Origin of the sequence: Mycobacterium sp. MAC_080597_8934, from assembly GCF_000523975.1 — a bacterium.
Classification (GTDB): Bacteria; Actinomycetota; Actinomycetes; order Mycobacteriales; family Mycobacteriaceae; genus Mycobacterium; species Mycobacterium avium.
The window spans coordinates 212,473-231,566 of the sequence record NZ_JAOS01000052.1 but is presented as its reverse complement, the minus strand read 5'-3'; the positions used below and the strand labels follow the sequence as shown (position 1 = coordinate 231,566).

Annotated in this window: 19 protein-coding genes and 1 pseudogene; 5 read left to right on the top strand and 15 right to left on the bottom strand. The window is 69.4% G+C overall.

What is annotated here, in order from left to right:
- Nucleotides 1-16 precede the first annotated feature (16 nt).
- Nucleotides 17-835: a thioesterase family protein gene (locus tag NF20_RS23330; RefSeq protein ID WP_033712360.1), complete on the top strand. Its 819-nt coding sequence runs from the start codon at nucleotides 17-19 to the stop codon at nucleotides 833-835.
- Between the two features lie 52 nt (nucleotides 836-887).
- Nucleotides 888-1,439: a TetR/AcrR family transcriptional regulator gene (locus NF20_RS23325; protein WP_009979768.1), complete on the top strand. Its 552-nt coding sequence runs from the start codon at nucleotides 888-890 to the stop codon at nucleotides 1,437-1,439.
- A 13-nt stretch (nucleotides 1,440-1,452) separates the two neighbouring features.
- On the opposite strand, the gene NF20_RS23320 is transcribed toward NF20_RS23325, so the two are convergent.
- The 4 genes from NF20_RS23320 to NF20_RS23305 form a co-directional block, all read right to left on the bottom strand.
- The gene (locus tag NF20_RS23320; protein ID WP_033712357.1) at nucleotides 1,453-2,793 is read right to left on the bottom strand and encodes an FAD-binding oxidoreductase; all 1,341 of its coding nucleotides are present in this window, start codon (nucleotides 2,791-2,793) and stop codon (nucleotides 1,453-1,455) included.
- A 21-nt stretch (nucleotides 2,794-2,814) separates the two neighbouring features.
- Nucleotides 2,815-3,555 (bottom strand): glucose 1-dehydrogenase, encoded by a 741-nt coding sequence (locus tag NF20_RS23315; protein ID WP_003874189.1) that lies wholly within the window; start codon nucleotides 3,553-3,555, stop codon nucleotides 2,815-2,817.
- Nucleotides 3,556-3,572: 17 nt separating this feature from the next.
- Nucleotides 3,573-4,673, bottom strand: a complete 1,101-nt coding sequence (locus NF20_RS23310) for a diacylglycerol kinase (protein WP_009979770.1) — start codon at nucleotides 4,671-4,673, stop codon at nucleotides 3,573-3,575.
- A gap of 117 nt (nucleotides 4,674-4,790) precedes the next feature.
- Nucleotides 4,791-5,426 carry a TetR/AcrR family transcriptional regulator gene (locus NF20_RS23305; RefSeq protein WP_003874193.1) on the bottom strand — a complete coding sequence of 212 codons (636 nt, stop codon included), beginning with the start codon at nucleotides 5,424-5,426 and terminating at the stop codon, nucleotides 4,791-4,793.
- A gap of 158 nt (nucleotides 5,427-5,584) precedes the next feature.
- Between NF20_RS23305 and NF20_RS27460 the strand changes: the two genes are divergently transcribed.
- Complete coding sequence (locus NF20_RS27460) at nucleotides 5,585-5,710, top strand: hypothetical protein (protein WP_003874194.1); 126 nt, start codon at nucleotides 5,585-5,587, stop codon at nucleotides 5,708-5,710.
- A gap of 20 nt (nucleotides 5,711-5,730) precedes the next feature.
- On the opposite strand, the gene NF20_RS23300 is transcribed toward NF20_RS27460, so the two are convergent.
- From NF20_RS23300 to NF20_RS23290, 4 genes and pseudogenes are all read right to left on the bottom strand, one after another.
- Nucleotides 5,731-7,155 carry an NAD(P)(+) transhydrogenase (Re/Si-specific) subunit beta gene (locus NF20_RS23300; protein ID WP_009979772.1) on the bottom strand — a complete coding sequence of 475 codons (1,425 nt, stop codon included), beginning with the start codon at nucleotides 7,153-7,155 and terminating at the stop codon, nucleotides 5,731-5,733.
- Nucleotides 7,152-7,480: pseudogene (locus NF20_RS26925) on the bottom strand (NAD(P) transhydrogenase subunit alpha). Before NF20_RS26925 ends, NF20_RS23300 begins: the two are co-directional and overlap by 4 nt.
- A complete protein-coding gene (locus NF20_RS23295) occupies nucleotides 7,481-8,578 on the bottom strand; it encodes a Re/Si-specific NAD(P)(+) transhydrogenase subunit alpha (RefSeq protein WP_003874197.1) in 1,098 nt (365 codons plus the stop codon). It lies immediately after the preceding pseudogene.
- A gap of 141 nt (nucleotides 8,579-8,719) precedes the next feature.
- Nucleotides 8,720-9,181 carry a DUF1348 family protein gene (locus tag NF20_RS23290; protein WP_023860801.1) on the bottom strand — a complete coding sequence of 154 codons (462 nt, stop codon included), beginning with the start codon at nucleotides 9,179-9,181 and terminating at the stop codon, nucleotides 8,720-8,722.
- Nucleotides 9,182-9,301: 120 nt separating this feature from the next.
- Here NF20_RS23290 and NF20_RS23285 point away from each other — a divergent pair, with 120 nt between their 5' ends.
- Together NF20_RS23285 and NF20_RS23280 are read left to right on the top strand one after the other, a co-directional pair.
- The gene (locus NF20_RS23285; RefSeq protein WP_162936215.1) at nucleotides 9,302-10,522 is read left to right on the top strand and encodes an acyl-CoA dehydrogenase family protein; all 1,221 of its coding nucleotides are present in this window, start codon (nucleotides 9,302-9,304) and stop codon (nucleotides 10,520-10,522) included.
- On the top strand, nucleotides 10,515-11,345 hold the full coding sequence (locus NF20_RS23280) for a tyrosine-protein phosphatase (RefSeq protein WP_033712354.1): 831 nt from the start codon (nucleotides 10,515-10,517) through the stop codon (nucleotides 11,343-11,345). Before NF20_RS23285 ends, NF20_RS23280 begins: the two co-directional genes overlap by 8 nt.
- A gap of 19 nt (nucleotides 11,346-11,364) precedes the next feature.
- Here NF20_RS23280 and NF20_RS23275 read toward each other — a convergent pair whose 3' ends face one another.
- The 7 genes from NF20_RS23275 to NF20_RS23245 form a co-directional block, all read right to left on the bottom strand.
- Complete coding sequence (locus NF20_RS23275; protein WP_019734343.1) at nucleotides 11,365-12,228, bottom strand: SDR family oxidoreductase; 864 nt, start codon at nucleotides 12,226-12,228, stop codon at nucleotides 11,365-11,367.
- Between the two features lie 58 nt (nucleotides 12,229-12,286).
- The gene (locus NF20_RS23270) at nucleotides 12,287-13,711 is read right to left on the bottom strand and encodes an aldehyde dehydrogenase family protein (RefSeq protein WP_016705823.1); all 1,425 of its coding nucleotides are present in this window, start codon (nucleotides 13,709-13,711) and stop codon (nucleotides 12,287-12,289) included.
- Between the two features lie 117 nt (nucleotides 13,712-13,828).
- On the bottom strand, nucleotides 13,829-15,379 hold the full coding sequence (locus tag NF20_RS23265; protein WP_033712353.1) for an LCP family protein: 1,551 nt from the start codon (nucleotides 15,377-15,379) through the stop codon (nucleotides 13,829-13,831).
- Between the two features lie 74 nt (nucleotides 15,380-15,453).
- The gene (locus NF20_RS23260) at nucleotides 15,454-16,386 is read right to left on the bottom strand and encodes a class I SAM-dependent methyltransferase (protein ID WP_170925426.1); all 933 of its coding nucleotides are present in this window, start codon (nucleotides 16,384-16,386) and stop codon (nucleotides 15,454-15,456) included.
- Nucleotides 16,387-16,426: 40 nt separating this feature from the next.
- Entirely contained in the window at nucleotides 16,427-17,368 is a 942-nt protein-coding gene (locus NF20_RS23255) for a class I SAM-dependent methyltransferase (protein ID WP_033712352.1), read from the bottom strand.
- Between the two features lie 76 nt (nucleotides 17,369-17,444).
- Nucleotides 17,445-18,080 carry a TetR/AcrR family transcriptional regulator gene (locus tag NF20_RS23250; protein ID WP_033712351.1) on the bottom strand — a complete coding sequence of 212 codons (636 nt, stop codon included), beginning with the start codon at nucleotides 18,078-18,080 and terminating at the stop codon, nucleotides 17,445-17,447.
- 2 nt (nucleotides 18,081-18,082) lie between these two features.
- Nucleotides 18,083-19,069: a pirin family protein gene (locus NF20_RS23245; protein ID WP_019732067.1), complete on the bottom strand. Its 987-nt coding sequence runs from the start codon at nucleotides 19,067-19,069 to the stop codon at nucleotides 18,083-18,085.
- Nucleotides 19,070-19,094: the final 25 nt, after the last annotated feature.

Sequence of the window (19,094 nt, the reverse complement as noted above, 5' to 3'; positions counted from 1 at the left end):
TCCGGAGAGGTTGACGATGACCGACGCCTACTACGAGCTGATCGACTCCGACGCGTCGGGCGAGAGGTTCCGGGCCACCGATCTGGCGCGCGGCACCTGGTCGGCGACGATCCAGCACGGCGGTCCGGTGTCGGCGCTGCTGACGCGGGCCCTGGAGCGCTGCGAGCAGCGCGACGACACCCGGCTGTCCCGGGTGGTGATCGACCTGCTGGGTGGGGTGCCGGTCGAGGGCGACCTGTGGGTGCGCGCGGAGGTGCAGCGCCCCGGCAAGCAGATCGAACTGCTCGGCGCCCAGATGCTGGCGCCGGGGCCCGACGGCGCCCCGCGGCCGGTGGCGCGCGCCAGCGGCTGGCGGTTGCAGCACCAGGACACCGGATCCCTGGCGCACGCGGCGGCGCCGCTGCCGCGTCCGCGGGCCGAGGCCTACGACCGCAACCTCAAGGCGCGCGACTGGGACCGCAACTACGTGCACAGCCTGCAGTGGCTGTGGTTGACCGAGCCGCTGAGCGAGGGCCCCGGGGAATCCTGGATCAGCCCGACCGTCGACCTGGTGAAGGGCGAATCGATGACCCGGCTACAGCGGCTGTTCGCGGTGGCCGACTGCGACAACGGCATCGGCAGCAAGCTGGACATCACCAAGTGGACGTTCCTCAACACCGATCTGGCCGTGCACGTGTTCCGGGTCCCCGACGGCGACTGGATCGGCATCCGGGCCGAGACCAGCTACGGGCCGGACGGGATCGGCACCACGATCGGCACGTTGTTCGACGAGCAGGGCGCCGTGGGCGCCATCCAGCAGTCGGTTCTGGTGCGCCGGCGTCCCGGTCGGGCCTAACGTGGGAGCGAATGACCATGACACCGCGGCGACACTTCGTAAAGTTTGAATCATGAGCCATCCGGTCCGGGCGACGGCGATCGCCGACACCGACACCTCGACCCGCCAGCGCATTCTGGCGGCCACCGCCGAGGTGCTCGGTCGCAACGGCAAGACCAAGCTCAGCCTGTCCGACGTCGCCACCCAGGCCGGGGTGTCCCGCCCGACGCTGTACCGCTGGTTCGCCTCGAAAGAGGAGCTGCTGTCGGCGTTTTCGGCCTACGAGCGCCAGATCTTCGAAAGCGGCCTGGTCAAGGCCACCGCGGGTCTCAAGGGTGTGGACAAGCTGGACGCGGTGCTGCGGTTCATCGTCGACTATCAGCATTCCTACTCCGGCGTCCGCATGGTCGACGTCGAGCCCGAGCACACCATCGCCCAGTTCTCCGGGGTGATCCCGCAGATGCGCGAGGGCCTGCAGCGCCACCTGCCCGGACCCAACGCCGCGGTGAAGGCGGCCACGGTGATCCGGATCGCGATCTCGCACTACATCGTGCGCAGCGACGACGCCGATCAGTTCCTGGCCCAGCTGCGCCACGCCGTCGGCATCAAGGCGCCGACCGACTGACCGCCGGCCGGGATCAGTCGAACAGGACCGCGGCGTTGAGGTAGCCCGTCGGGTCGAGCGCGGCCTTGACGGTGCGCATCGCGGCGATGTCGGCGGGCTCCCGGGACATGCCGAGGTAGGGCCGCTTGCGGCTGCCGACGCCGTGTTCGGAGCTGACGTTGCCGCCGCTTGCCGCGATGAGATCCATCATCGGCTCATACAGCGCGTGCTCCCGGTCGGCCGCACAGCGCAACACGTTCAGGTGCAGGTTGCCCTCGCCGATGTGGCCGAACAGCACCGGCAGCGCGTCGGGCGCGTGGGTGTGCACCAAATCGATTGCGGCTCTTTCGAATTCGCTGATCGACGACAGCGGCAGCGAGACGTCGAACTTCAGCGGCGGCCCGTACACGCCGAGCACCTCGGCCAGCGCCTCCCTGACCTGCCACAACCGTTGCCGCGCAACGGCATCCACGCCGACGGCCGGTTCGCCGCTGAGCGGCGCGTCGTCCAGCAGGCCGGCGAGCCGCTCGGTCTGGTCGTGGTCGGCGGCCAACTCCACCAGCAGCAGCCAGTCGGCGTCGACCGGGGCGGGCACGCCGCGATGCTCGCGGGTCAGCGCAGCCGCGCGGCCGTCGATCAATTCCAGCGCAGCGATGCCGTCCACGTCGCGGAACGTGCGCCCGGCGGCCACCACGGCATCGAGTTCGGCGAACCCGCAGATCGCCGTCACCGTGTGCGTCGGGGTGGGGTGCAGTCGCAGGTCCAGCTCGGTGATCACGCCCAGCGTGCCCTCGGCGCCGACGAACAGCGCGGGCAGGTCGTAGCCGGTGTTGTCCCGGCGCACCCGGCTGCGCCGGCGCAGCAGCGCGCCGTCGGGCAGCGCGACCTGGATGCCGAGCACCTGCTCGCCCATGTTGCCGTACCGAACAGTGTGCAGCCCACCGGCATTCGTGGAGGCCATGCCGCCGACGGTCGCGCTGTCGCGGGCCGCGAGGTCCACGCCGAACACCAGGTTGGCGGCCGACGCGGCCTGCTGCACCGCGGCCAGCGTGGCCCCGGCGCCGACCTCGATGCGACGCTCGACGGTGTCGACGTCGGCGATGCGGTGCAGCCGTTCGGTGGACAGCAACACGTCGTCGTGCTCGGGCACCGTCCCGGCCACCAGCGACGTCCGCCCACCCTGCACCGTCACGTGGGCGCCGGCGTCCCGGCACACCCGCAGCACCTCGGCGAGTTGCTCGGCCGAGCCCGGCCGCACCAGCGCGCTGGCCCGCCCGCGATAGCGGCCGGTGTGGTCGACGCTGCGCGCCGCCAGCACGTCGGGGTCGGTGACGACGTGAGTGGATCCGACCGTATCCGCCAACGCGCGCAGCATGTTCGCGGTTATAGCACCGCGCTAGAACTGCTTGTGCGGCACGTCGGTGACCAGTCCGCCGTCCATCACGAATTCGCTGCCGGTCGCGTACGACGACTCGTCGCTGGCCAGGAACAAGACGAACGTCGACACCTCGCGGGACTCAGCCGGACGGCCGAGCGGGACGGTCACCATGTCGTCGGGCAGGTGTTTGGTCATCGGGGTGCGGATGAAGCCGGGGTGCACGGAGTTGACCCGGATGTTGTGCGGCGCCAGCTCCAGCGCCGCGGACTTCGCCAGGCCGCGCACGCCCCACTTGGAGGCGACGTAGGGGTGCACCATGGGCGCACCGCGCAGCCCCTCGATGGAGGAGATGTTGATGATCGAGCCGCCGCCGGCCGCGATCATCGGCTCGACGGCCACCCGCATGCCCAGGAAGGTGCCGGTCAGGTTGACGTCAATCACCTTCTGCCACTTGGCCAGATCGAAACTCTTCAGCGGCCCGAGCGCGACGGTGCCGGCGTTGTTGACCAACACGTTGAGCTTGCCGAATTCGCCGACGGCGGTTTCCACGGCGGCGTCCCACTGGTCGGGCTGGGTGACGTCCAGGTGGACGTAGCGCACCGAGTCGCCGATCTCGTCGGCCACGGCCTTGCCCTCGTCGTCGAGGATGTCGCCGATCACCACCTTGGCGCCCTCGGCCGCCAGCAGCCGCGCGTGCTCGGCGCCCATGCCGCGGGCGCCCCCGCTGATCAGCGCAACCTTGCCGTCTACCCGTCCCACGCGGGTCTCCTTTCGATTCAGGTGGTCACCAAAGTGCTTGGTGCGTAAAGGCCTTTGCCGGTCACCAGCGGCAAATCGAGGGTGGTCCGGATGCCAGGTGGGGCCGCGATCACCGCCGGGATGGCGTTGACGATACGGCCCGCGGCTCCCGCGATCGCGGCGTGGTTGTGGTCTCCCTTGCGGCTGCTCGGGACGATGTCGACGGCGTACGACGGCTCCCCGGTGATCTCGACCCGGTAGGACCCGTCGCCCGCGGCCGGCTGCGGCAGGTCGGGGCGCAGATCCGGCCGCAGCCGGGTGACGTGCTCGATGACGATGGCGGGGTGGCCGTTGACCATGCCGCGAATCTCGAACTGCAGCACCGCCAGCGTGCCCTTGGCCACCCGGCCCACCGCGATGTCGAAGTCCTCCGGCGCCGGCTCGCGCTGGTAGGACTCGGTGATCTCGTCGACCTCGATGCCCAGCCCGGCGGCCAGCTGACGGATAGCGGTTCCCCAGGCGATGCTGAGGACTCCCGGCTGCAGCAGCATCGGGATCTCGTCGAGCGGACGGCCGAATCCCATGTAGCCCATGACTTCCGCGCCGTTGTAGCTGGCGTAGTCGTGAATCTCCATGCAGCGCACCTGCTCCACCCGCTGACAGGTTCCCGCCAGCGCCAGCGGGATCAGGTCATTGGCGAAGCCCGGGTCGACACCGCTGATGAAGATGCTCGAATTGCCTTGCCTGGCAGCGTCTTCCACGCGGGCGATGTACTTCTCGGGCATCACACCCCAGGGGTATTGCAGCAGCCCGGGCGACGATCCGACGACGTTGATGCCGGCGGCCAGGATGCGCATGACGTCGGCCATCGCCTCGGGCAGCCGGGTGTCGCCCATCGCGCAGTACACCACGCATTCGGGCTTGGCGGCGATGACGGCGTCCAGGTCGCCGACGGCGGCGACGCCGGTGACCACCCCGGCATCGAGTCCGACGCCGCACAGCTCGCCGGCGTCCTTGCCGACCTTCTCCGGGGTGGACACGCACACCCCGGTCAGCTCGTAGCGCGGGTTGGTGATCAGTTCGGCGAGGGCCAGTCCGCCGACGTTTCCGGTGCCGACGTGCGCGACGCGGATCGCCATGACAGTCTCCGTCCGTTGAGCGCCCAAAACTTTTCTAGACACTAGTCCATTAAATGGGCGGCGCCTACCGGCCCGGAGCCGCCGGCGGTTCCGCGTCCGTCGGCTACGACGAGAGGGTCAGGGGCCCAGCGGCGAGGTGGTGCGGATCTCCTCGTCGCGGATCAGGCCGCGCAGCAGCGCGGTGCTGAACTCGGCGGCGATCTCCTTGGCGCTGCGGCGTCCGCTCGGGCGCAACCACCGGTAGGCGCCGAGCGTCATGCCGATGTAGCCGAGCGCCAGGACGTGCGAGTCGCACTCGTAGAACTCCCCGCTGGCGATCCCACGGTCGATGAGCCCGTGCACGTGCTCGTAGACCTGGGTCTCCTTTTCCCGGACCGCGGCGACCTGTTCCTTGGTGAACCACTCGGTGATGTAGGGCTGCTCCTGGAAGTAGACGGCCGCACCCTCGGGGTTGGCGGCGATCTGGTCGAGCAGCCGCACGGTGTACTGGTACAGCGCCTCGCGGGCGGTCATCGAGGGGTCGTCGTGGACCGCGGCCAGCGTCCGCTCGGCGGCCTGCTGGTAGATGTCGTAGAGGATCAGCGACTTGCTGGCGTAGTAGTGGTAGACGGTCGCCTTGTTCAGCCCGATCACGTCGGCGACGTCGTCCATCCGGGTGCCGTGATACCCGCGCGCGGCGAACAACTTGGTGGCGACGGCCAGCAGCTCTTCGCGGCGGGTTTGCCCATTCGGGGTGCTGCTGTCGGCGGGCATCTGTTCTCACTATCGTCGGTACGGGCAGGCCAGCCCCGGTTCGGCCAAGGATAACTATCAATCAACTGGTTGGACAGTTTAAGCAAAACGCCGGGTGTCCCGTCGACGGCTATGCGACTAGACTTTCCTCGAATGCGCTGAGTCGAGAGGTGGGGCCGATGGATCCGAGTCCGGATTACGACGGAAGCGACGAAATCGAGTTCTTCATGCGGTACCTCACCTGGGGGTTGCGCGGCGTCACCGACGGCAACGGCTACCCGCCGCCGGCCTACCCGCCCGTCTAGGCACCGCGTGAGAGCGCCAGTTAGAGCGCCTTCAGCTCCTCGGCAACCTCGGTCACCGACTTCTTCGCGTCGCCGAACAGCATCGTCGTCCCCTCGGCGTAGAACAGCGGGTTGTCGATGCCGGCGAAGCCGGAGTTCATCGACCGCTTGAGCACGATCACCGACTTGGCCTTGTCCACGTTGAGAATCGGCATGCCGTAGATCGGGCTGGACGCCTCGTTGCGGGCGGCCGGGTTGGTGACGTCGTTGGCGCCGATGACGATCGCGACGTCGGTGCGGGCGAACTCGTCGTTGATGTCGTCCATGTCCTTCATCGCGTCGTAGTCGACCTCGGCCTCGGCCAGCAGCACGTTCATGTGCCCGGGCATCCGGCCGGCCACCGGGTGGATGGCGTACTTCACCGGCACGCCCTTCTCCTCCAGCAGCGCGGCCATGTCCTTGACGGCGTGCTGGGCCTGCGCGACGGCCAGGCCGTAACCGGGCACCACGATCACCTGGTTGGCGTAGGCCATCTGGATCGCGGCGTCGGCCGCCGAGGTGGACTTGACGTGCTTGTCGCCGCCGTCACCGCCGCCCGGTGCCACGCCCCCACCGCCGAAGCCGCCGGCGACGATCGCCGGGATGGAGCGGTTCATCGCCTTGGCCATCAGGTTGGTCAGGATCGAACCCGAGGCGCCAACGATCATGCCGGCCACGATCATCGCGGTGTTGTTCAGCGCCAACCCCGCGGCCGCGGCCGAGAGCCCGGTCATCGCGTTGAGCAGCGAGATGACCACCGGCATGTCAGCGCCGCCGATGGGCAGCACCACCATCAGGCCCAGCACGCCGGCGGCGGCCAGCAGCCCGATCATCCACCACAGCGACACCCCGCCGCTGCCGGGATGGGCGTGCAGACCGATCACCACCGCGGCGGCCACGGCGCCGGCCAGCAGCAGCAGGTTGATCGGCTGCTGGGCCTTGCCGAAGCCGATCGGGGCGCCGGAGATGATCTCCTGCAGCTTGCCGAACGCGATGATCGAGCCCCAGAACGAGATCGATCCGATGATCGCGGCGAACAACGACGCCACCACGATGTGCACCGTCGGTGACTCGCCGTGCTGGAACGCCGAAAAGCCGGATGTCTCAATGAATTCCGACAGGGCGATCAGCGCGACGGTGCCACCTCCGACGCCGTTGAAGAAGGCCACCAGCTGCGGCATGGCCGTCATCTTGGTGTAGCGGGCCGGCGGGACGCCGAGCACCACGCCCACCACCAGGCCGGCGATGATCAGCACCCATTGGTCGGTGTGGCGAATCTTGATCAGCGTCGCGGCCACCGCGATGGCCATGCCCACCGCGGCGATCAGGTTGCCGCGCACCGCCGTCTTGGGCCCGGTCAGCCCCATCAGGCCGTAGATGAACAGCGCGAAGGAAACGATGTAGAGGCCGATCACCAAGTAGTTCATTTGGCCGCCGCCTCTTGTGTTTCCGGCTTCGCCGGGCTCTTCTTGCTCTTGAACATGCCCAGCATCCGGTCGGTGACGATGAACCGCCGATGACGTTCAGGGTTCCGAACACCACCGCGACGAACAGGATGATCTGCATCGCCAGCGACGGATGCTCGACCGAGCCGAACACCACCAGCGCGCCGAGCACCACGATGCCGTGGATGGCGTTGGTGCCCGACATCAGCGGCGTGTGCAGCGTGTTGGGCACCTTGGAGATGACCGCGAACCCGACGAACCCGGACAGCACCAGGATCGCCAGGTTGGCCAACAGTTCGTCGTACATCTATGCACTCTCCCGTGTCACACACGCCGCCGCCACGACTTCGTCGTCGAAGTCGGGGGCCAGCTTGCCGTCTTTGATCAGCAGGTCCAGCAGCGCGGTGATGTTCTTGCTGTAGAGCTCGCTGGCGTGCTCGGGCATGGTCGCCGGCAGGTTCAGCGGGGCGGCGATGGTGACGTCGTGCTTGACCACCGTCTTGCCCGGCTCGGTCAGCTCGCAGTTGCCGCCGGTCTCGCCGGCCAGGTCCACCACCACGCTGCCCGGCTTCATCGACTCGACCGCCGCGGCGGTCACCAGTCGCGGCGCCGGGCGGCCGGGCACCAAGGCCGTGGTGATCACCACGTCGAACCCGGCGATGGCCTCCTCCAGGGCCTTCTGCTGCTGGGCCCGCTCTTCCTCGGTGAGCTCGCGGGCGTATCCGCCCTCACCGGCCGCATCGATGCCCAGGTCGAGCCACTGCGCGCCCACCGAGCGCACCTGGTCCGCGACCTCGGGACGCACGTCGTAGCCCGACGTGCGCGCGCCCAGCCGCTTGGCCGTCGCCAGCGCCTGCAATCCGGCCACCCCGACGCCGAGCACCAGCACGCTGGCCGGTTTCACCGTGCCCGCGGCCGTCGTCAGCATCGGGAAGAACCGGGTCGACTCCGAGGCGGCCAGCAGCACCGCCTTGTAGCCGGCCACGTTGCCCTGCGACGACAGCGCGTCCATCGCCTGGGCCCGCGAGATCCGCGGAATGGCCTCCAGCGCGAAGGCCTGCACGCCCGCCTGCTTCAAAGCGCCGATCGAGTTGTCGGCGTTGCGCGGCGCCAGGAAGCCGATCAGCGTCTGACCGCTGTGCAGCTTGGCGACCTCGTCGGCCGTCGGCGGCGCGACCTTGACCACGATGTCGGCGGCCCACGCGTCCCCGATGTCGGCGCCGGCCTCGGTGTAGAGCGCGTCGGGCAGCAGGGCCCGCTCGCCCGCGCCGGACTCGACCACCACCGCCAGGCCGCTGCCCACCAGCGACGCCACCGCCTTGGGCACCAGCGCGACCCGCCGCTCGTCGGCCCCGGATTCGGCGACCACCCCAACCTTGACCGCGTTGGCCTGCGCATTTGTCATGGCGCGTACATCTACTTTCCTTGCTGATTTCCTTGCCTACCGGCAACTCATCGGCGACCCCGTTGGCGTGAACACCCTAACCCGGTCGCCGCGCCGCGCCGCAGGCCGCACCCGGCCCCCGCCGTCGCCGCCGCGCCGGCGCTACCAGAGCGGAATCTCCCGGCCGTGTTCGGACGCCGGGCGCGGCCCGAAGTAGCGGCGCTGCGACTCGTCGATCGGCACGTCGTTGATGCTGGCCTCGCGGCGGGCCATCAGCCCCGATTCGGCGAACTCCCACAGCTCGTTGCCGTAGCTGCGGTACCAGTGGCCGGACCGGTCGCGGCACTCGTACTGGAACCGCACCGCGATGCGGTTGTCGTGGAAGTCCCACAGGCTCTTGCGCAGCGAGTAGTCGAGTTCGCGCTGCCACTTGCGGGTCAAAAAGGCGACGATCTGATCGCGGCCCACGATGTACTCGTCGCGGTTGCGCCACCGCGAATCGGGCGTGTACGCGAGGCTGACCTGCTCGGGATCGCGGGTGTTCCAGGCGTCCTCGGCGGCCTGCACCTTCTGCAGGGCCGTATCCCGGGTGAACGGCGGGAAGGGGGGTCGGGATTCGGTCATGCCGCATCTCTACCGCGAGCAGACACAAAAGCCCATTCCCAGCGGCGTGTCGGGGGGCTTTTGCGTCTGCTCGCGTTGGGCGGCGACCCGTGTCCTATGGTGACGGGCATGGACTTCGCGATGTCGGCCAAAGCCAGCGACTACCACAAGCGGCTGACCGATTTCATGACCGAGCACGTCTTCGCGGCCGAGGCCGAATACAACAAGTACCGGCACGAGGCCGGCCCGCACGACCACACCGTCCCGCCGGTGGTGGAACAGCTCAAGGTCAAGGCCAAGCAGCAGGGGCTGTGGAACCTGTTCCTGCCCGCCGAGTCGGGTCTGACCAACCTGGAATACGCGCCGCTGGCCGAGATCACCGGCTGGAGCCTGGAGATCGCGCCCGAGGCGCTCAACTGCGCGGCGCCCGACACCGGCAACATGGAGACGCTGCACCTGTTCGCCACCGAGGAGCAGCGCAAGCAGTGGCTGGAGCCGTTGTTGGCCGGCGAGATCCGCAGCGCCTTCTCCATGACCGAGCCCGCCGTCGCGTCCAGCGACGCCCGCAACATCGAGACCTCCATCGTGCGCGACGGCGGCGACTACGTGATCAACGGCCGCAAGTGGTGGACGTCGGGCGCGGCGGACCCGCGCTGCAAGATCTTGATCGTGATGGGCCGCACCAACCCCGACGCGGCCAGCCACCAACAACAGTCGATGGTGCTGGTGCCGATGGACACCCCGGGGGTGACGGTGGTGCGCTCCACCCCGGTGTTCGGCTGGCAGGACCAGCACGGCCACTGCGAGATCGTCTACGACAACGTGCGGGTGCCCGTCACCAACCTGCTCGGCGAGGAGGGCTCGGGCTTCGCGATCGCCCAGGCCCGGCTCGGTCCCGGCCGCATCCACCACTGCATGCGCGCCCTCGGCGGGGCCGAGCGGGCGCTGGCGCTGATGGTCGACCGGGCTCAAAAGCGGGTGGCGTTCGGCCGCCCGCTGGCCGAGCAGGGCGTGGTCCGGGAGTCGATTGCCAAGTCCCGCAACGAAATCGACCAGGCGCGGCTGCTCTGCGAGAAGGCGGCGTGGACCATCGACCAGCACGGCAACAAGGCCGCGCATCTGCTGGTCTCCCAGATCAAGGCGGTGGCGCCGAAGGTGGCCTGTGACGTCATCGACCGGGCCATCCAGGTCCACGGCGCCGCCGGGGTCAGCGACGACACGGTGCTGGCCCGCCTGTACGGCTGGCATCGCGCCATGCGGATCTTCGACGGCCCGGACGAGGTGCACATGCGGACCATCGCCCGCGCCGAGCTGGGCCGGGAAAAGTCTGCGCTCGCCGCGGCGGTCACCGCGCATGCCTGAGGCGCTGCGAGAACTGTCCGGCGCGTGGAACTTTCGTGACGTCGCCGACGGTGCGCCCATGCTGCGGCCGGGTCGGCTGTTCCGGTCCGGCGAGCTGAGCGGGCTCGACGACGAGGGCCGCGCGACGCTGCGCCGGCTGGGCATCACCGACGTCGCCGACCTGCGCGCGGCCCGCGAGGTGGCCCGGCGCGGCCCGGGCCGGGTTCCCGACGGTGTCGAGGTGCACCTGCTGCCCTTTCCCGATCTCGGCGAGCACGAGGCCGGCACCGACGACCAGGCGCCGCACGAGCACGCCTTCCAGCGGCTGCTCACCGGCGACGGGGCCGAGCAGTCGGCGGAGTCCGTCGACGAGGCCGCCACCCGCTACATGATCGACGAATACCGGCAATTCCCAACGCGTAACGGGGCGCAGCGAGCGCTGCACCGGGTCATCTCGCTGCTGGCCGCCGGGCGTGCGGTGCTCACCCACTGCTTCGCCGGCAAGGACCGCACCGGGTTCGTGGTGGCGACGGTGCTCGAAGCGATCGGCGTCGACCGCGACGTCATCGTCGCCGACTTCCTGCGCAGCAACGACGCCGCGCCCGCGCTGCGCGCGCAGATCTCGGCGATGATCGCGCAGCGCCAGGACACCGAGCTGACCCCGGAGGTGGTGACCTGGACCGAGGCGCGGCTGTCCGACGGTGTGCTAGGGGTGCGCGAGGAGTACCTGGCCGCCGCCCGGCAAACCATCGACGAGAAGTTCGGGTCGCTGCAGGCCTACCTGCGCGACGCCGGGGTCGGCGAGGCAGACGTGCAACGCCTGCGCGCGGCGCTGCTCGCCTGACCCGCCGACCGCGCGCTGCCTACCCCAGCTTGAAGTCGGCCTGCTTGGCCGCGGACAGGTCGGTGATCTCGTCCCACCGCGCGGCGACGTCCTGCACCGTCGGCGGCTTGTCGTAGGTGACGCCGGCGTTCTGGAACAGCGCGACGCGCTGCACCTTGCCGCCACCGACCACGAAAACCGAAGCGCTGTTGGGGTTTTCCTCGGTGCACAGGTAGGCGACCACCGGCGCGACGTACTCGGGGGTCAGCTTGGCCAGCACTTCCTTGGGCAGGATGTCCTCGGTCATCCGGGTCGCCGCGATCGGGGCGATCGCGTTGGCGTGGATGTTGTACTTGGCGCCCTCCAGCGCCAGGCTGTTGATCAGGCCGACCAGGCCGAGTTTGGCTGCCCCGTAATTGGTTTGGCCGAAGTTGCCGAACAGGCCGCTGGTGGAGGTGGCGACGACGACCCGGCCGTAGCTCTGCTCGCGGAAGTGCGGCCAGGCGGCGCGGATCACGTTGTACCCGCCGTACAGGTGCACCTTGAGCACGGCGTCCCAGTTCTCGAACGACATCTTGTGGAAGGTGCCGTCGCGCAGGATCCCGGCGTTGCTCACCACGCCGTGCACGGCGCCGAACTCATCAAGCGCGGTTTTGATGATGTTCTCCGCGCCCGCGGGCTCGGCCACGCTGTCGTAGTTGGCCACCGCGCGGCCGCCGGCGTCCTTGATCTCCTTGACCACCTGGTCGGCCATGTTGTGGCCGGCGCCGGTGCCGTCGCGGGCCCCGCCGAGGTCGTTGACGACCACGCTGGCACCCTCGCGGGCCAGCGTCAGGGCGTACTCACGGCCCAGCCCGCCACCGGCTCCGGTGACGACGATGACGCGATCCTGCACTCCGGGCATAAGATTCCTCTCTGCTGTGAAAAGCTCTGTCTAGCAACCGATTCGGTGAAGCCAGCGGTCAGAACATCTTGCGGGCCATCTTGAAGGCCCGCTCCGTGTACGGAGGGTAGATGAAGCTCGACAGGTCGGGACGGGTGGGTTTGGTCAACACCGACTTGCGGTGGCTGAACTCCTCGAAGCCGTAGCGACCGTGGTAGGCGCCCATTCCCGACGCGCCGACCCCGCCGAACGGCAGCTTGGCCGTCGACACCTGGAAGGCGAGGTGGTTGATCAGCATGCCGCCGGCCGGCACTTCCTTGATCACCCGCTCGCGGGTCTCGCGCGTCTTGGTGAACAGGTAGGCCGACAGCGGCTTGGGCCGTGAGTTCACGAAACGTATTGCCTCATCCAGGTTTTGGACGGTGATCACCGGCAGCACCGGTCCGAAGATCTCGTTGCGCATCAGCGGCCCGTCGGGGTCGGGGTCGACCACCACGGCGGGCTGGATGCGCAGGGTGGACGGGTCGCACGCCCCGCCGACGGTGACCTTGCCGTCCGACCCGGACAGGTAGCTGCTGATCCGGTCGAACTGGCGCTGGTTGACCACCCGCATGCCCTCGGGCTTGTCGGCGGTGAACTTGGTGATGGCGGCACCGATCTTGTCCACCAGTTCGTCGCGAATCTTGGCGTCCGCCAACACGTAATCGGGTGCCACACAGGTCTGCCCGGCGTTGAGCAGTTTCATCCAGGCGATCCGCTTGGCCGCCACCTCCACGTCGGCGTCGGCCGCGACGATGACCGGGCTCTTGCCGCCCAGCTCCAGGGTGCACGGCGTCAGGTGCGGGGCCGCGCCCTCGTAGACCTTGCGCCCGATTTCGGTGCCGCCGGTGAACATCACCCGGTCCAGGCCCTGGGCGATGAGCTCCTGGCTGGTCGCCCCGTCGCCCTCGATCACCGCGATGGCGTCGTTGTCAAGGTATTTCGGCACCAGCTCGGCCATCACCCGCGAGGACGCGGCCGCGATCTCCGACGGCTTGAGGATGACGGCGTTGCCGGCGGCGATCGCCCCGACGGCCGGGCCGAGGGTGAGGTAGAAGGGGTAGTTCCAGGCGCCGATGATCAGCACGGTGCCATAGGGTTCGTACTCCACCCAGCCGCGGCCGGGCAGCTGCGGCAGCTCCAGCAGCTGATAGCGGCGCCGGGTCCACTTGCGCACCCGTTTGGCCGCATACTTGGCCTCACCGGCGGTGGTGGCGATGTCGGCGATGTAGGCCTCGAACGGGCCGCGGTCCAGGTCTTCGGCCAGCGCGGCGGCGATCGCGGCCTCGTTCTCCTCCATCAGCTTCTGCAGTTGCAGCAGCTGGCGCTTGCGCCATTCGACGTCGCGGGTGCGTCCGGTGGCGAAGGTCTGACGAAGCCGGGCAACCGTGCCGGCGATGTCGGCCGATGCGGTCCCGTTGGCCGAAGTTGTGGTCTTCGATGCAACCGATTCGGTGGTCATCATTGTCCTTCCCGAGCAGAGTCGCGCTGCGCGGCGGCCGCTCATCGGTGATAACCGCGATCCTAACCATCTAGTTGGGGGAGCAATAGGAAGGATCCGGCCCGCGGCCGGGCCGCGCGGTTACTTGACGCAGGGGACGCTGGTGGCCGTCATCTGGCTGAGGTCGGTCGGCGCGGGGGCGTGATCGCCGGTGCCGGTGGCGGACACCGTGCTCACCTGTCCCGACCCCGAGGCGCCGGGATGGGCGAGGTAGTCGGCGGCCGGGAACGCGGTGCCGACGGTCAGCCGCACGGTGCCGGGCGCGACCGCGCTCTGCGCGGTGGCCGGCAGGTGCAGTTGGTCGGCCAGCAGCCGCGCGGCCGCCTCGGCGCCGGGGCCGTATTCGATGCTGCTGTCCTCGGCCTGGGTGGGGGCGGTCGTGGCGCTGCCCCGGGTGAAGCCTCGGCCGGCCAGGGCCTCCTCGAGGGCGGCGGCCAGCCCGTCGTGTGTGGTGGCGTTGACGACGTCGAGGACCGCGGGCTCGGCGGGGGCGGCCGGTGGCTGGGAGCCCGGGACCGCCGCGTCCAGCGCGGCCGGCGCGTCGGACATGAAGCGTTCGTTGACGATCCGCCGGATCGCGGGAAGGTCGACCAGGTTGATGTCGGAGCCGTTGGGGTCCTTGCCGAAGCCCGAGATCGGCAGGGTGTACAGCGACAGCGGCCGCCCGGCCAGTTGCGAGGCCCGCGCGGCGAACTGCATCAGGTCCAGCCCGGCGTCGACGGCGACGTTGTCCCGGGCGACCTGCAGCAGCTTGCGCAACCCGCTCACACTGGACAGCGCGCCGCCGCTGCGCGCCGCCTCGACCAGCGACACCAGGAACGCCTGCTGGCGGCGGGTCCGGTCGAAATCGGTGAAGGAGCCGTCGTTTTCGTCGCGCCGCTGCCGCACGAAGGCCATCGCCTCGGCCGCGTCGATGCGCTGCACGCCCTGGTGGAAGTCCGCCCCCGAATAGCTGTCCCGGGTGTCGCCGGCCAGGCACACCGTGATCGGCTCGACCGCCTTGGCGATCTGGAAGAAGGCGCCCAGGGTGACCTCGACGAAGTGGTCGACCGAGATGCCCAGAAAGTCGGTGACGGCGCCGATCTCGGCCTTGCGGCCGGCCTCGCGGGCGGTCTGCTCGCGAGCGGCCAGGTCGGTGGCCCCGGCGCCGGAATTCCCGGCGGCCTGCGCATTCAGCGACTGCTGATAGGCCAGCCCGTAGGCCTGTTTGATCTTGCCGGCACACACCGATCCCGGGCAGCCCGGCAACTCGGCGTAGTCGTCGCGCGGGATCGACACCGCGGTGACGGGCCCGTCACCGTCCGAAAGATGAACGACGATAAGGACATTGGCGTTGTAGCCGCCGGAGCTTTCGTCGCCGGCGTGCAGCGCGTCGTAGATTTCCGGCGGCAGCGGCCGGCCGTTCTGGTCCAACCGGCTGTCCAGGCCCATCAGCAGGATGTTCTGGTTGTCGCCGAGCGACATCGCCCCGTTGGGCAGGGCATGCGAGATGATGATCCGGCCCAGCGCGGTGTGATAGCCGGTCCAGCCGACACCGGTGACGGCCATGACGAACGCCGACGCGACGCTGGCGACGAGCCGGCCCTTCAACAGCACCCAGCGGCGCGGGTGACCGGTTCCAGCGCTGCCCATAATGGCTGACCATTGTTCCCGATGACCAGGTCAAATCCCGGTAACCGGGGCCGCGCGCCAGCCGGGAATGCCCCTTAGCGGCGCTCGGCGACGACGAAGTCGGAGAAGGCGTCCTTGTCGTCGGCCAGCGGGACGTTCTCGATCCAGCGACCGAGCCGGCGCATCGCGGCCGTCGAGTGCTCGGCCGTGGCGCGCCAGCCGTGCGCGTTGAGCCACTCGGTGACGTCGGCGCGGTGATCGTCGCGGTACATCAGCTCGCCGACGTCGACGGTCTGCTCGAAGCCGATCTCGTCGGCCACCTTCTTGAACCGTTCCCGCATCTGCTGGCGCCGCTCGTCGGCGTGGTTGGGCGCGGTTTCGGCGGCCACCCGGCTGCCGGCCGGGCTGAGCTCGCCGATCAGGGTGAACAGCCGGTCCTGCGCCTCGGCGGGCAGGTACATCAGCAGCCCTTCGGCCAGCCAGGCGGTGCGCTGGGTGGGGTCGAAGCCGGCCGCACGCAGCGCGGCCGGCCAGTCCTGGCGCAGATCGACGGCGACCTCGCGGCGATCGGCGGACGGCGTCACCCCGTTCTCGGCGAGGGTGGTGGATTTGTAGGCCAGCACCTGCGGCTGATCGATCTCGTAGACGGTGGTGCCGGCCGGCCAGTCGAGCCGGTACGCCCGGGAGTCCAGTCCCGAGGCCAGGATCACGATCTGCCGGATCCCGGCGGCGACGGCGTCGGCGAAGTAGGTGTCGAAGAAGTGCGTCCGCACCGCCTGGTAGCCGCGCATGTGGTGCAGGTGCGCCGCCGATTCCTCGTCCAGGGCCTCCACCCGGGCGGCGATGTCGGGGTCGAGCATGGCCTCCCACAGCACGCCGGCGCCGGAGTTGGTGACCAGCAGCTTGGCGTACGGGTCGCGGATCAGCGGGTCGGGCTGCTCGGTCTCGACGGCGCGGGCGGCGGCCACCATCACCGCGGTGGTGCCGACACTGCTCTTGATGTCCCAGGTGTCGTCGTGGGTGCGCAGTGAGCTCATGGCGTTTGCTCCTTGGAATCCTCGGGGGAAGTCAGCCGGTGGACCCGCCGAGGTGGGCGCGCAGCAACGTGCTGCGGACCGCCTCGTCGGACAGGTCCTCGGGTACCGGGCGGCCCAGCCGGGCCATCTCGTCGCGGTTGTCGACGCTGTGCACCCGCCAGCCGTGCCCGGTCAGCCAGGCGGCGGCATCCGAGCGGTCCGGCTCGTGGTAGGTCAGCGCGGCGACGTTGACGTCCAGGCCCAGCCGCCCGCGCATCCGCAGCCAGCGCTGCGCGTTGCTGCGCGAGTTCATGCCGAACACCTCGACGGCGACCTGGCTGCCGGCGGCGCTGAGCGCGGTGACCATCTCGAACAGCCGGTCCTGGGCGTCGCTCGGCAGGTAGGGCAGCAGTCCTTCGGCCAGCCAGGCGGTGGGCCGGGCGGCCTGGAAGCCGGCGGCGGTCAGGGCCGCGGGCCAGTCGTCACGCAGGTCGACTGGGACGGGACGCCGGACGGCGGCGGGGGTGGCGCCGTGCCGCTGCAGGGTCTCGGTCTTGTACTCCAGCACCTTGGGCTGGTCGATCTCGTAGACGGTGGTGCCGCCGGGCCAGTTCAGTCGGTAGGCCCGCGAGTCCAGCCCGGCGGCCAGGATCACCACCTGCCGGATCCCGGCGCGCAGCGCGCCGTCGAAGTACTCGTCGAAGTAGTGGGTGCGCACGGCCTGGTAGTCGATGCCGACGCGGTGCGCGCGTTTGCCGTGCGGATCGTCGTCGAGCCAGGACAGCTCCGGGTCGGCCAGCCGCGCCCAGGCCGGCCCGGCGGACGACACCAGCAGGCCGGCGAATTCGTCGCGGATCAGCGGATCGGGACCGGCGGTCTCCGCCGCACGCGCCGCGGCGACGCCCAACGCGGTGGCGCCGACGAGTTCGGTGATGGTCCAGCTGTCGCCGGCGGTCCGGACGGACGGCGGCAGCGAGGAGTCCAGATCAGTCATGTCCGGACCATGCTACCGGGATAAGTTAGTTAGCCTATACGCTTTGTGCGCAACTTCACTGCGTGCCCATCCGCGCTTAGGACCCGGGACGCCACAGCGCGCCTTCCAGCAGCTGTCGCAGCATGCCGGTGACGGCCAGCATCTCCTGATAGGTCTCGACGTAGCCCGCGTACAGCCCCACCCCGCACATCACCACGAGCAGGGTCTCCACCAAGGCCGACGCGTCGATGTCGGCCGCGACCTCGCCGTGCTCGATCGCGTCGTTGACCACGCGGATCAAGAATTCGCGGGCAATGCGCACGGAATCGTTTTCCGCTGTGTTCCATTCGGGGTGCCGCTGCGATTCCAGGACGCCGCCGATAATGAATGCGGAACCCGCCGGATTCTCGGCATTGGCTTTCACCGCCGCGGAGATGAATGCCGTGAGCCGCCCCACCAGCGTGGTTTCGCGGTCTGCCTCTTTTATCCCGACCCCGATGACGAATTCATTCGTCTCGTCCATCACTTCCTGATACAGCGCCGGCTTGCTCGAGAAGTAGTGATTGATCGCCGGCCGGGTCAAATCGGCGCGCGCCGCGATGGCCTGGAAGGTCGCGCCGTCATAACCGCGTTCGCTGAAAACCAGGCGAGCGGCCTGAATGATGCGTTGCCGGGTTTCATCGGCTTTGGCCGCAGGCGGACGCCCTGGCCTGCGATTCCCCCGTGGAAGCATTCTCAGAGTGTGCCATCGCGGCGGTGCGGCATTAGCGCGTTTGGCGGAATGCTGCCAAACTTTCCGGCCTGGTAGTCCTGCAGCGCCTCGATCAATTCCGTGCGCGTGTTCATCACGAAAGGCCCGTAGTGGAATACCGGCTCGCGAATGGGCCGCCCGCCGAGCAGCAGCACATCAATGGCGCCGCGATCCGGCCCCGAATCCTGGACCTCGCGCGCGCCGACGGTGATCCGGTCACCCGGCCCCAGCACGGCCAACTGCCCCTGACGAATCGGGTGCGCGACCGGGCCGACGTAGCCGTCGCCGGACAGCACGTACACCAGCGCGTTGAAATCGCGCCGCCACGGAAGGTTGAGCCGCGCGCCGTTCGCGATCGTCGCGTGCGCCAGCGTGATCGGCGTGTGGGTGACGCCCGGGCCGTGGTGCCCGTCGACCTCGCCGGCGATGATGCGCAGCAGCGCGCCGCCGTCGTCGGAGGCCAGTAACGCGACGTCGCCGCCTTCGATGGCCTGGTAGCGGGGCGGGGTGAACTTGTCCTTGCGGGGCAGGTTCACCCACAGCTGGATGCCGTGGAACAGCCCACCGCTGTCGACAAGTTCGGCCGGGGGCGTCTCGATGTGCAAGATGCCCGACCCGGCGGTCATCCACTGGGTGGCGCCGTCGGTGATCAGGCCCCCGCCCCCGTGCGAGTCCTGGTGGGCGAACTTCCCGTCGAGCAGATAGGTCACGGTTTCGAAGCCGCGGTGCGGGTGCCAGTCGGTGCCCCGGGGCTCGCCGGGCTGATAGTCGACCTCACCCAGCTGGTCCATGTGCACGAACGGGTCCAGGGCGGCGGTGCTGACCCCGGCGAAGGCGCGCACCACCGGGAACCCTTCGCCCTCGTAGCCCCGCGGGCCGGTGGTGATGGATCGCACCGGGCGTTCGGTGTCGGCGGGGCCGGGGCCACCGACCCGCGGCAAGGTGAGCGTGTTGGCCGTGACTGCAGGCATTTGGCCTCCTCGATGTTGCGGACTA

Bases quoted from the DNA above. Each gene is read 5' to 3' on its own strand.
- NF20_RS23330 (WP_033712360.1), top strand. From the start codon at position 17: ATGACCGACGCCTACTACGAGCTGATCGACTCCGACGCGTCGGGCGAG.
- NF20_RS23325 (WP_009979768.1), top strand. From the start codon at position 888: ATGAGCCATCCGGTCCGGGCGACGGCGATCGCCGACACCGACACCTCG.
- NF20_RS23320 (WP_033712357.1), bottom strand. From the start codon at position 2,793: ATGCTGCGCGCGTTGGCGGATACGGTCGGATCCACTCACGTCGTCACC.
- NF20_RS23310 (WP_009979770.1), bottom strand. From the start codon at position 4,673: ATGGCGATCCGCGTCGCGCACGTCGGCACCGGAAACGTCGGCGGACTG.
- NF20_RS23305 (WP_003874193.1), bottom strand. From the start codon at position 5,426: ATGCCCGCCGACAGCAGCACCCCGAATGGGCAAACCCGCCGCGAAGAG.
- NF20_RS27460 (WP_003874194.1), top strand. From the start codon at position 5,585: ATGGATCCGAGTCCGGATTACGACGGAAGCGACGAAATCGAGTTCTTC.
- NF20_RS23300 (WP_009979772.1), bottom strand. From the start codon at position 7,155: ATGAACTACTTGGTGATCGGCCTCTACATCGTTTCCTTCGCGCTGTTC.
- NF20_RS23295 (WP_003874197.1), bottom strand. From the start codon at position 8,578: ATGACAAATGCGCAGGCCAACGCGGTCAAGGTTGGGGTGGTCGCCGAA.
- NF20_RS23290 (WP_023860801.1), bottom strand. From the start codon at position 9,181: ATGACCGAATCCCGACCCCCCTTCCCGCCGTTCACCCGGGATACGGCC.
- NF20_RS23285 (WP_162936215.1), top strand. From the start codon at position 9,302: ATGTCGGCCAAAGCCAGCGACTACCACAAGCGGCTGACCGATTTCATG.
- NF20_RS23280 (WP_033712354.1), top strand. From the start codon at position 10,515: ATGCCTGAGGCGCTGCGAGAACTGTCCGGCGCGTGGAACTTTCGTGAC.
- NF20_RS23275 (WP_019734343.1), bottom strand. From the start codon at position 12,228: ATGCCCGGAGTGCAGGATCGCGTCATCGTCGTCACCGGAGCCGGTGGC.
- NF20_RS23270 (WP_016705823.1), bottom strand. From the start codon at position 13,711: ATGATGACCACCGAATCGGTTGCATCGAAGACCACAACTTCGGCCAAC.
- NF20_RS23265 (WP_033712353.1), bottom strand. From the start codon at position 15,379: ATGGGCAGCGCTGGAACCGGTCACCCGCGCCGCTGGGTGCTGTTGAAG.
- NF20_RS23255 (WP_033712352.1), bottom strand. From the start codon at position 17,368: ATGACTGATCTGGACTCCTCGCTGCCGCCGTCCGTCCGGACCGCCGGC.
- NF20_RS23250 (WP_033712351.1), bottom strand. From the start codon at position 18,080: ATGCTTCCACGGGGGAATCGCAGGCCAGGGCGTCCGCCTGCGGCCAAA.
- NF20_RS23245 (WP_019732067.1), bottom strand. From the start codon at position 19,069: ATGCCTGCAGTCACGGCCAACACGCTCACCTTGCCGCGGGTCGGTGGC.